The organism is Antrihabitans stalactiti (genome assembly GCF_012932915.1).
Classification (GTDB): domain Bacteria; phylum Actinomycetota; class Actinomycetes; order Mycobacteriales; family Mycobacteriaceae; genus Antrihabitans; species Antrihabitans stalactiti.
In genome coordinates, this window is the sequence record NZ_VCQU01000003.1 from 189,674 (window position 1) to 201,184 (window position 11,511).

General features: G+C 64.6%; 8 protein-coding genes. 3 read left to right on the forward strand and 5 right to left on the reverse strand.

Annotation, left to right across the window (positions count from 1 at the left end; genetic code table 11):
• The first annotated feature begins 1 nt into the window (after position 1).
• The gene (locus FGL95_RS09970; RefSeq protein ID WP_169586150.1) at positions 2-628 is read left to right on the forward strand and encodes a methyltransferase; all 627 of its coding nucleotides are present in this window, start codon (positions 2-4) and stop codon (positions 626-628) included.
• Here FGL95_RS09970 and FGL95_RS09975 read toward each other — a convergent pair.
• The 3 genes from FGL95_RS09975 to FGL95_RS09985 are packed head-to-tail and all read right to left on the reverse strand — an operon-like array spanning position 623 to position 7,348.
• Positions 623-4,411, reverse strand: a complete 3,789-nt coding sequence (locus tag FGL95_RS09975) for a murein biosynthesis integral membrane protein MurJ (protein WP_169586152.1) — start codon at positions 4,409-4,411, stop codon at positions 623-625. The genes FGL95_RS09970 and FGL95_RS09975 overlap by 6 nt on opposite strands.
• Complete coding sequence (locus tag FGL95_RS09980) at positions 4,408-6,810, reverse strand: glycoprotein (RefSeq protein WP_169586154.1); 2,403 nt, start codon at positions 6,808-6,810, stop codon at positions 4,408-4,410. Before FGL95_RS09980 ends, FGL95_RS09975 begins: the two co-directional genes overlap by 4 nt.
• Complete coding sequence (locus FGL95_RS09985; protein WP_169586156.1) at positions 6,800-7,348, reverse strand: NUDIX domain-containing protein; 549 nt, start codon at positions 7,346-7,348, stop codon at positions 6,800-6,802. Before FGL95_RS09985 ends, FGL95_RS09980 begins: the two co-directional genes overlap by 11 nt.
• Before the next feature lie 74 nt (positions 7,349-7,422).
• Between FGL95_RS09985 and FGL95_RS09990 the strand changes: the two genes are divergently transcribed.
• Both FGL95_RS09990 and FGL95_RS09995 read left to right on the forward strand, forming a co-directional pair.
• The gene (locus FGL95_RS09990) at positions 7,423-8,892 is read left to right on the forward strand and encodes a CCA tRNA nucleotidyltransferase (RefSeq protein WP_169586158.1); all 1,470 of its coding nucleotides are present in this window, start codon (positions 7,423-7,425) and stop codon (positions 8,890-8,892) included.
• 72 nt (positions 8,893-8,964) lie between these two features.
• A complete protein-coding gene (locus FGL95_RS09995; RefSeq protein WP_169586161.1) occupies positions 8,965-9,480 on the forward strand; it encodes a hypothetical protein in 516 nt (171 codons plus the stop codon).
• Between the two features lie 33 nt (positions 9,481-9,513).
• Here FGL95_RS09995 and FGL95_RS10000 read toward each other — a convergent pair whose 3' ends face one another.
• A complete protein-coding gene (locus FGL95_RS10000; RefSeq protein ID WP_169586163.1) occupies positions 9,514-10,317 on the reverse strand; it encodes a hypothetical protein in 804 nt (267 codons plus the stop codon).
• Positions 10,318-10,449: 132 nt separating this feature from the next.
• Positions 10,450-11,328: a DUF2382 domain-containing protein gene (locus tag FGL95_RS10005; RefSeq protein WP_169586165.1), complete on the reverse strand. Its 879-nt coding sequence runs from the start codon at positions 11,326-11,328 to the stop codon at positions 10,450-10,452.
• Positions 11,329-11,511: the final 183 nt, after the last annotated feature.

The following is an 11,511-nucleotide window of genomic DNA, read 5'->3' on the forward strand; positions in this document are numbered from 1 at the left end:
GGTGGACGAGACGAAGAATCAACGGACACTTGCCGCGTACGAGAACATCGCTGCCGAGTACGCGGACCTGACAAAGGGCATGCCGACCGACGTGAACCTAGCGATGATGAATCGGTTCGTCGACTCGACCCCCGAGGGTGGCACAGTTCTCGAACTCGGCTCCGGGCCAGGTTGGGACGCCGACTTCCTCGAGTCGCGCGGTCTGCACGTTCGGCGTACCGACGCGGCCGCTGCCTTCCGTGACCTTCAGATCGCACGTGGCAAACACGTCGATCGACTCGACGCCATCGCCGACGAGTACATCGATACGCGCTGGCCGAGCTACGACGGCGTCATGGCCTTGTTCGTGCTGCAACACATCGAGCGCGAGCACACCGACGAAATCTTGCGGAAGGTGGCTCAGGCACTCCGACCTGGGGGAACGTTCCTGGGCACCGTGCGCGAGGGCATTGGCGATATCTGGGAGGGAAGCGAGTCCGGTAACCGCTACCACGTGACGCGGTGGGAACCGGACGCCTTCGAAGCGCGCATCGACGCCGCAAACCTCGAACCGATCTGGCGTACGCGCTTCGTCGACGACGAAGGTCCGTGGCTGGGTGTGATCGCCCGTAAAGACGTCAGCTCATGATGCGGCAGTGAAACCGACATCGACGACGGACGGGGCAGGCTTACCTGAGGTTCCCACGTCGGGGAACCACACGATGACGTTTTTCACCGGGCCGCTGCTCGTCACGGGAATCTGGGTGACGCCCGACCCAATGGTCGCCGACCCGATCTCCTGAGTCTGCGTCAGCTGTGGTGACGTGGACGTTGCGCTGCGAATCTCGACACGGGCGCCCTGAGTCGGCGAGTTGACCCAGACGTGCGTGAGGTCGGTGGCCTCGGGGAATGTGACGAGCAGGCCAACGCCCTTCAGTCGGGTGTAGGAGTCCGTGAGCCACACCGTCGATGCATTGTTGTCGAGAGCCCGTTGTGCGGAATCCGGATCGTCTGCTGTGCCGTTGGGCCAGCTGTAGACGATCGCGGACGACGACTTCACCGGTACGCCGGCCGGCGCATCCGGGGTCGGCGACTGCGCGGACGGACTGTTGGCCGTAGTCAAACCAGGGATGGTCAGAGAATCGGTATCCGGACCAGCGAGCTTGCTTGCAACCAGCCAGCCGACCGTGGCCAGAACGATGATCGCAACAGCGCCGAGGGCGGCGATCATGATCATGGTCCGGTTGGTTTGGGACTTCTCGGCTGCGGCGTCTTCGGGATCTGCCAACGCGTGCCCGGGCGCGCCGACGGCACGTTGGCCGAGCCGGAGCGCAGGCATCAAGTCGGTCTTCTGGTCGACCACGGATGCCTGATCGAGCACGTGCTGAACGGTGGCCGCCGTGCGCACGCCGCGGTTGGTTTCCATCGCACGCATGGCGACGGCAGAGATCTCGAAGGGCACCTCGGGACGCAGCTCGCGTGGCTCGACAGGAGCGCCTTCACGACCACGAACAGCAGGCGGGAGTCCACCGATGCTGGCGACGGGCGCCGCAGTGCCGGTGATTCCGGCAGTGGTGTCTGCGAGGGGCCAATGAGCGGTGATGAGGGCGTAGAGCATCGCGCCGAGTCCGCGAACGTCGGACTGAGCATCGGAATCGGCGAGCGTTCCAGGGAATGCCAGGACGGCGTCGCCCGCTGCACTGATTCGAATCCGGTCCGGATGGTCGATCGAGAGGGCACCGCCGCTGCGGTGAGTCAGCTCGGCAGCAGAAGCCAGCGCGCGAATCGCGCGGGCTGCGCCGATCGGCGACGGCACGGTCTTCGCCATTTCTTCGAGCGAACGTCCCGGTGTCCACTCCGCGACCACGATGCCACCCGAGCTGCCGCGAACGACGTCGAGGACGCGAGCGAGCCCGGAAGAGTTGATTCGCCCGAGGCGCAGCGTGCGCGACAAGATTGCCTGCGGACCTTCATCGCCGGCCCCGTGAGGGTCGGCAGCCTGATCGGCGTCGACGAAGGTCAGCGCGACCTCGCGGTCGAGCTTGGTGTCCTTCGCCTGCCAGAACGACAGACCGCGCGCACCACCATGCGCGGCAAGCAACCGGTAACGACCGCCTGCGACAGAAGCACCAGGAATGAGCTTGGGGCCGCGCGGCGGCAAGGGCTGCGCCGGCGGTTGAGCGGGCGGCTGCTGCCTTGCGTTGACGGGAACCTGACCCTCGACCGGCGGCGTCGGCCGCAACGGACGGGGTTCGGGCATGCCCTTGGAAGGGCCGGCTTGCGGCTTCGCGGGTTCGGGCCTGTCGGATCTCGCGTCGCTGGTCACAGTGCCCGTAGAACCACCTGTCGGACGTTCCGTTATGGTCGGCTGAGAGGTGTCCGCGGCGTAACCACCGGCTGGTTTGCCAGCGATTGAGTCGTCGCTCATCCTCACTCCTTCAGTCGGCCCCCACGCATGTCCCCCATAGGGTTTCGCCCCCATCCTCTGCCGAACAGGGTACGGGAACTCACCCACTCCGGTGATATCAACGGCATTGGCCCTGATCACAGGGATAACCATCGTCTGCGCATCCATCATCGGGTCGTACTGAGGCTCCGGCTCAATTTCGAGCTCGCTCTCGCTACTTCCGGTGAGCCGACGTTTGACGGCAACCGTTACCGCAACGACCTCGGCGATATTTGCTATTCGCAGAATTGTAAACGTAACAGCAAACAGCAAGATTGCGCCGATCGCGACCCGCAAGACCGCTCCGGGACCGCCGAGACCGGTGGAAAGCCTGCTCAGGCCTAGGAGACGGTCCGTGAGGACCATGACAGCCGCGCCGGCGAGTGAGGCCAACAACACAACCCAGACGGTCCTGCCGACGTTGGCCATACGCAGTGATCCGAGCGTTCGCCGCAGCAGCACCGTGCCGATGATCGCGCCGGTGAGGAACCCGAGGCCGTTGGCAGCACCGAGCAACATCACCACCTGGTTGGAATCACGGGCGAGCACGGGAGCCATCGCCGAGCAGCCGATCTTCACCGCGGTGATGCCGAGGATGATCCACGTCGGGGTCCAGGCCTGCTCGCGTGCGTAGAACACTCGAAGCTGAATGAGGACGATCGAATACGGAATCAGCGTGAACGCAGACCAACTGACTGCTTCGCCGAGGCGATGGGCGTCGTCGACACCGAAGTTTCCGTATGAATACAGCGCGACCCCGACCTGCGGGCCCGCAAAGGTGAGCAGCGTGATCACCGGAATGAGCGTGATCATGGTGAGTCGAGTGGCAACCGAGAGGTCGTCGACGACGGCGGGAGTGTCGTTGGCTGCGGCGTTGCGGCTCATCCGGGGCATGATCGCCGTCAGGACGGTCACGCCGAGCACGCCATACGGCAGCTGGAGAAGTAGCCAGGCCTGCGAGTAGATCGCGGGACCCGCCGCGTCGACATGTGAAGAAACGTTTGTGGCGAAGATATAGCCGGCCTGGCTGATCAGTACGTACAGCACGATCGCGACGGCCATGCCGCCGAACTGCCGCAGCCGCGCGTCGAGACCCCACAACGGGCGCAAGTCGATGCGTTGCCGCCGAATCGCCGGCACGAGGCTGCACGCCTGGACCACGACGCCGAACGTCACGCCCAAGCCCAGGACCAGCAGTTTCGGGTCACCCATCCGCACCGGGTCGAGCGAGATCTCGCCCGGCATCACCCAGAAGAGTGCCAGCACCGCCAGAACGACGAGGTTGTTCAGCACCGGTGCCCACGCACCCGGTTTGAAGACCTGCCGGGTATTCAGAATGGCGGTCAGCAGCGCGGTCATTCCGTAGAACAAGATTGCAGGCAGCAGGAGAAACGACAACGCAGTGGTGAGCGCAACGTCGACCTTGCCGTCGTCGCTCAAGAACACGTACTTCGTCAAAATCGGCGCCGCGGCGGTCGCCAGCAACGCTGCCATCCCGAGAAGTACGAATGCTGCCGTGAACAACCTGCGCACGAAAGCAGCGCCGCCGTCGGCATCCTCGCTCTCGGCGCGGACGAGGACCGGAACCACGATGGCCGTGAGCACGGCGCCGAGGACCAGTTCGGAGATCATGTTCGGCAGCACACTCGCGACCGTGAACGAACTACCGATCGCCGCGCCCAGCACTGCGAGCAGCACGACTTGCTTCATGAATCCGGTGATGCGGCTGACGAGTGTGGCGACGGCGATCGACCCCGTCGAGGCCAGGAGGCTCTTCTCTTGCGGCTTCGCGGCGACCTGCTCGACCGGAGGTCTCGGCGGTGGGGGCGGGATCCGTCGTGGTGGGGCGTATTGCACCGGAGGTGGCGGAGGCGCAAGCGGTGGCGGTACGAATCGACGCACCCTCGAGGTGCGCTCCCATGGAGCGGTGCGCACGGCGTGGGGCGGACCTGCGGCCGTGCCTCCGCCGTAGCTACTCCCGGTCATCGCCGCTCAAACCCTTCGTCGGCGGGATCGGGCTCGCCCCGGAACCGATGTAGCAGCCGACGTCCCGCCAGCAACAGCAGCAGTCCGCCCGCGCATCCGGTAATTATGGCCAACGCTTGGCCGTAAGCGTTCGAACGTACCGAAACCGTTGTCGGTTCGCCCAATTCGTGACCGCCCGGCGTCGTCAACGAGACATCGATGAACAGATTTCGGGTGTCGGCAACCTCGGCGGGGACCTGCAGCGGCCTCGTTCCCCGTGGTGGGAGCTGTTGTTCACCGATGTCGGTGATCTTCATGACAGCGGGCGCGTCGATCTTGAGCCGGACTCGAATGCCGATCGGCAGATCGTTGCGAGCCACGAGCAATAAGGGACTCTGCTCGGAAGCGAGCGTGTAGGTACCGCCCGGCGACAGCACAGTGACCGATCGGAACATCGCGTCGACCGCTCGTTGCGACGCTACAACCCGTGCGGCGCCTATCGCGTTGGCCGTTGTGTTGTCGCCGTTCTTGTTGTCGACACCGCGTCGACCCGACAGCGACATTGCGCGAAGCAGGTCCTCGCGTAACGGTGCAGCAAAGCGATAGGGCGTCAGCTCGGACTGCGGATCTTCGACCAGCGCATCGGCCAGCGCCGCGATACGGGCCGCCTGGCTTGCCGCAGCCGATCGGATCGAATCCGGGACGGCGTCGTCGACCGCTTGTTGGGAGTAGCTGAGTTCGAAAGGACGGGGGTCGGGCGGCCGCGAGAGGATGTCGGCGAAGGGTCGCGGTGTCGCGAGACCGGAGCGAAGCAGTGTGGCGACGCCGGAGAGAACAGCAGCCGACTCGTTGCCGTCGGCGAGCCATTGCTGCGGCGGAACGATGAGCTGTGACCGCGGCTGATCTGGGATCAGGTTCAGTGCCTTCCAGCTGATGGCACCGAGAGCGTCTTGCAGCCGTGCGGCGCGGGAGTCTCGGTCGAGGTCATAGCGCGTGTCGGCAGGTGCAAAGGATGGTGTCTGAGGCTCTGCGCCGACACCGGCGAGAGCAGCGGCAGTCGATACGTCGAAGGTTGCAGCGTGCAGGGCGGCATCGGATCCGACCGGATCGGCGGGCTTCGGGTTGGTGGAAACCGCCGAGGGGATACGGACCAGGTCCGGGGCTGGCAATCCGCCGACACCGGCATCGACCGCGTTGCTCGCGAGTACCACGCTCGTTGTACCGAACGTCCGCAGAAACGCCCCGGTGTCGTCGTCGATGGTGCCCGAATCGGGCCAGATGACACCACGAACGGTTGTGGCAGACAGGATGCCATCCACGACATCGGCGGGCGCGGTCACTGCACTGGCGCTTACCGTCGGATCGTTGACGGTCCGGACCGCGGCGAGATCGACCTGCGCGAACGGCAATGCGACCGTGCACAGATTGTCGGCCAGGGCGCGAACCCGGTCGAGCCATTCGCTCGCTGCCTGGGCGCCGGTCCCTTCTCGAGTCGGACCGGTCGGGTTCATGGGGTCGTCGAGAACGAGGTATCCGCGGGTCATGTTGCTGACGGAAACCAGCAGATCAGGATCGACGGCGAGGCAGATGCTGTTCGACAGTGCGCGATCGCGGTCCACGTTGGGACCGACTGCGAACTCGAGGGACGAGACGAGTTGCTCGAGCCTGCCACCTTTCGCCAACGACGTCGCGAGGTCGTCGTCGACGAGACGGACCTTCTCCTCTAGCGAGCCGGGGATGCCGGCGGCCAGCCTCGGCCTGTCCGCCAACGGCCACAACATCGTCGTCGCGACCGGCGCTGCGGTCGAAGGGGCTACTGGCCGCGCTGCTTCGTCGGCGGGGTCCTCGGCGGTCGGATCCGCCGGAACGCCGAGCACGGGAAGCAGGAAGCGCGCGTCGTCGAGCCGCGCTTCTGATCCGAACTGCGGCGCGCCGTTGACGTTGAGCAGAAGTGGGTAGACGCCCGGTTCGGTGATCTCGAGCGTCGGCACCGTTCCCCGCAATGCGCGCAGCGGCATCGACAGGGTGAATTGCGTGCTCTGGCCGACGACGAGGTGAGCGGACACAGTGACGAATTCGCCGACGACGTCGAAGTTCTGTTGGTCGAGCTGCAACGAGGTTCGAAGGTCCGCCGAGGTCGTCACTTTGGGGGCGCGTTGCATCCGGACATTGATGTCGTCGACCGTCTGGTCGCCCACGTTGGTGACCGTCGCCGTCACCGACACGTTCGGATCACTCGTCGTGGTCACCGAACTGGGGTTGACCGAGTCGATCGACAGCGCGAGCAGTTTCGTGGGTTTCGTCGAAGGCTGCCGGTGCAAGGGGTCCGAGAACGCGGTGAGCGCGGCGGGACCCAAGGCCAGGAGCGCAACGAAAAGCAGGACGATCAGTGACCGTCCGCGGAATCGGTCAGGCGCCATCGGGGGTCCGGGGGCTGTCCATCTCCTCGATCAGCTTTCCGGCAACTTCAGCGAGGCGGCGTTCGTCGGCGTACGCCAACCGTGACTCCAGTTCCGAAAGTGGCACCCACGCCACCTCGGTGACTTCGATATCTGCATCGGACAATTCACCCCCGAGGGAACGCAGGAGGTAATGGTGGACGGTCTTGTGTATGCGACGTCCCTCGGCGACGAACCAGTAATCGATACTGCCGAGTGACGCGAGCACGGTACCGCGAATTCCGGTCTCTTCGGCAACTTCCCGCATAGCAGTCTGTTCGGCTGTTTCGCCTTGCTCGATGTGCCCCTTCGGCAGTGACCACAGCAACCTTCCGCGGCGGTCCGTGCGACCGATCAGCGCTGCGCACAAGGCTTCTGGTGGACCATCGAGACCGTCGACTACCAGCCCGCCCGCAGACGTTTCGCGGACCGTCTTCAACCGAGGCTTGGTGGAATTGCCGAGCGCTCCACGCCGCCGCGGTTGGCGACGTCGGTTGTTCGCGCGTTCGGCGGGAGACACCCGATCAATTCTAGCTGGGTGTTCGCCTGCAGCCCGAGGGGCGCTCCGAGGCGAGGTGAGTAAGCTCGTGACCCGTGTCCGACGCTGCACCGCACTCGAGCGGATCCGATGACGAGCGCCGGAATCGACTGTTGGCCGCGGCTGCCATCACCCTCGCCGGGATGGCGGACATCCTGAGTCCGCTGGGTGAGCGGTTTGATGCCAACGGGCACGAGCTGTATTTGGTCGGCGGTAGCGTGCGCGACGCGATTCTCGGCCGCCTCGGTGACGACCTCGACTTCACGACCGATGCCCGACCGGAACAGGTCCAGCAACTGCTGCGCGGTTGGGTGGACCACGAGTGGGACACCGGTGGCCTCGCGTTCGGGACCGTCAGTGCGGCAAAGGGCGAGCACCAGATCGAGATCACGACCTATCGGACCGATTCCTACGACCGGGTGACGCGCAATCCGATCGTGGCGTACGGCGACAACCTTGCCGACGATCTGATCCGCCGGGACTTTACGGTCAATGCGATGGCCGTGCGGATTGGCGCAGCCGGGACGCAGGAATTCGTCGATCCGCTCAACGGGCTGGACGCGCTCCTGGCTGGTGTGTTGGATACGCCCGCCGCACCCCAGGATTCGTTCGGTGACGATCCGTTGCGGATGCTGCGCGCGGCCCGTTTCGTCTCGCAGCTCGGGTTCACCGTCGCGCCGCGAGTCTTCGACGCGATTCGAGACATGGCGGACGAGATCGAGCGGATCACCGCCGAGCGGGTCCATGCGGAGCTCGACAAGCTGATTCTGGCGGAGCACCCGCTGGAGGGAATCGACATCATGTGCGCGACCGGCCTCGCCGACCGGGTACTGCCCGAAGTTCCCGCGATGAAGCTCGAGATCGACGAGCACCACCAACACAAGGACGTCTACCAGCACTCGCTGACCGTGTTGCAACAGGCGATCGACCTCGAGGACGGCTCGCCGGACCTCGTCTTGCGCTGGGCTGCGTTGCTCCACGACATCGGAAAGCCCGACACCCGCAAGCTCGAACAAGGCGGCGGTGTCAGCTTCCACCATCACGAGGTGGTTGGCGCGAAGATGGTGCGCCGCCGCATGCGCGCATTGAAGTATCCGAAGAGCGTCATCGAAGACGTGGCGACGCTGGTGTTTCTGCACCTTCGCTTCCACGGGTACGGGAAAGGGCAGTGGACCGACTCAGCGGTCCGGCGGTATGTCACCGACGCCGGAGATTTGCTTCCCCGATTGCACAAACTGGTCCGCGCGGACTGCACGACCCGCAACAAGCGTCGGGCCGCGGCGCTGCAGGCGACCTACGACGACCTCGAGTCGCGGATCGCGAAGTTGCAGGCCGCCGAAGATCTCGCAAAGGTGCGGCCGGACCTCGACGGCAACGCAATCATGGAGCTGCTCGGAATTCCCGCGGGCAGAGATGTCGGCAGGGCGTGGCGCTTTCTGAAGGAACTGCGACTCGATCGCGGTCCGCTGCCACGGGACGAAGCCGAAGCAGAGTTGGTCAAGTGGTGGGCCGAGCAGGCCGAATAGGCTTCGGCGATACTTGACCCCGTGCAGCCATCAGAGCCGAATGCCGGCCCGCCTCCGCGGCCCCCTGTTTCTGTGAAGCCACTCGAACTCCAGCCGCAGGCCAAAGCCCCGCGAAAGCTCTACATCTCGAGCTGGCTGTGGCTGGTGTCTGCCGTACTCGCGCTCCCCACCGCCATCTTCGCAGCTACGCGATTCGACAAGCTGTCGACGAACTTGTTCGCCCAGATGAATCCGAAGCCCGAACAGGTCGAGCAGGCTCGATCGCTGGCCGATAAAGCGCCGATAGTGGTGACAGCTGCCGTATTGGTCGTTGTCGTCCTGCAGCTCGTTTTCGTCGGGCTGATGATCGCCAAACGCAGTCGCGGGTCGCGGGCGGCGTTGATGTTGCTCGGCGTGCTCGGAACGCTACTGCTACTGACTTGGCGCACGATTCTGTTCGCCGAGTCGGCGTGGGTCTTCGAGGCGACGTTGGTGGTGCAGATCGTGCTGACGCTGGCCGCCATCTTCACGATGTTCGGAAAGACTCAGAACGAATGGTTCGATGGCGGAACCGAGCCGGTCCGGGTGAAGCGGACGCCCCGGCTGTAGTCGCGAGCTTGCGGAGCGACCATCGACCGAGCGCTACCAGACGATAAGGCCAGTACCAGCGACGATTGCCGCTCGAATCTGGGCGAGGTCGAGCGACCCCTTGACCATCGGGATATCGAGCTTGAAACGGACGATCGTCCCGTCGCGTACGGCTCGCACGATCCGAGCGTCGTTGGGCAGCGGTTGCAGTGGAATATGTTGTGCGGGAACGAGACCCGTGGGCAACGGGAGGCCGAGCCAGCGAGCGCTACGAATTTCGATCCGCACGAGGTCGTGGTTCACGGACGCATCGACGACGGCATGGATCCTGCGTCCCGTGTGATACGCCTTGACCAGCCCCGTCTCGTCGACGGACAGCTGCCAATCGAGCCCGCGGGTGTTGAGCCACGCGACAACGGCAGCAACGCTCACGCGACCCTCTAGGTCGATCTGCTCGATGTCCATCTTCGTCGGAACGCCGGGCACAAGCCGCATGCCGTTCGCGACCGCGCGGATCTCGTCGAATTCGTACCCGCTCCATCGCACATCGGTCAGTTCGATCTCACCCTCGAACAGGGCCCCACGGCGACGGACGGCTAGCAACTTCAAGATCCCGCGCAGCTTCATACCGTGCACGGTGATGTCGATGTCGCGGCCGAGAAAGCGGCTCAGAATTCCGTCGGACAGGACTGTCATCAAGACATCGGGCAATAATGCGGTGACCGTGCCCATGCCGAGTGTCGCGACTGGGTCGACGACCCAGGACGTCGTGGCTGCGACCCATCCGTCCATCCAGGATTTGCCGACTTCGGCTGCCCGGAACGGCGACCAAGCCTTCGGGTCGAAATACGAGGTCATGATTCGACGACAATACTGGGCGCCGACTGACTGTGCCGCGTGTCGTCGGCTCGGGTTCAGAAAAAATGGGCTCGACCTGCGCATCTAGCGGGAGGGGCGGCGGCGCGCGCCGCCCCTCCCGCAGCGCTTGGACTACTTGCGGTGACGGGGATGATCGTCGGACGTGCCGATGCCGTCGGTCTCGATGTGTTCCTTGCGGACGGCTTCCTGCACTGTCTTGTGGTCGGTCACCTCTTCGACGCCCAACCGGACCCGCTCGACCGGCACTGAGCGCTTCTCGACGACGATCTGGTCCTCGTGCAGCGTCACCTCGCGCTCGGCGTCAGTGAACGGCTCACCCTTCACCGATGCTGGGTTGTCGATCGGTTCGCGGATCACCCGAACCTCTTCCCGGGTGACCGGCACGCTGACGGATTCCTGCTCGGTGGTCGTGTACTTGCGGATGCGCGCGGTCCCGTATTCCTCGCGCTGCGTTCCGACGTCCAGACGCTCCTCGGAGCGAACTACCGCTGATTCCCGGGTCTCGGTCGTGTCGGCGGTAGGCGGCGTGACGCGCTTGCCATCGGGCACTGGGGCGTGCTGAGCGAATTCGCTCGTGTCGTGCTTCTTGGGCTCGGACTCGGTGGCCAGCGGCGCCTGCGGTGTCTGTGCGGTCGGTGATTCCTGCGGCGTTTGTGCTGCTTGCGGAGTCTGTGGTGCCTGTGACCGGATGCCGTAGTGCGAAATGAGTTCGTTTTCCTCATCCGGCGTGATGCGTTCTGCCGAGCCGACGTGCGGAGCGTTGGTGACCGCGTCCTTCGTCACCGCCACTCGTACCGAGTCACCTTCGGAGCTCGCACCCGCGAGGGGTACCAACGATTCCGAGAGGCCGAACAGTCCGGTGTGGACCGATATCCACTTCGGACTCGAGGTGCGGTCGTCGACGTAGAGCTCCTTGATCTTGCCGAGCTTGGATCCTTGCGAGTCGTATGCGGTTGTTCCGATCACCCTTTGATCCAAGGCGTTTGTCATGGGCTTCTCCTCCGAAATGGTTGATGTTCCATGCGTACGAGGACCGGGTACTCACACAGGAGCTTCCGTAAACAAGACGACTCTTACGCAGCCGCCGATGCGCGCAATGTTGTTGCGGGATCGGGCGACAACTGTGCTCTCTGCGTGACGTCCGATTGAGACAGCCGCGCGAATACCGGGCAA

Bases quoted from the DNA above. Each gene is read 5' to 3' on its own strand.
- FGL95_RS09975 (WP_169586152.1), bottom strand. From the start codon at position 4,411: ATGACCGGGAGTAGCTACGGCGGAGGCACGGCCGCAGGTCCGCCCCAC.
- FGL95_RS09980 (WP_169586154.1), bottom strand. From the start codon at position 6,810: ATGGCGCCTGACCGATTCCGCGGACGGTCACTGATCGTCCTGCTTTTC.
- FGL95_RS10000 (WP_169586163.1), bottom strand. From the start codon at position 10,317: ATGACCTCGTATTTCGACCCGAAGGCTTGGTCGCCGTTCCGGGCAGCC.
- FGL95_RS10005 (WP_169586165.1), bottom strand. From the start codon at position 11,328: ATGACAAACGCCTTGGATCAAAGGGTGATCGGAACAACCGCATACGAC.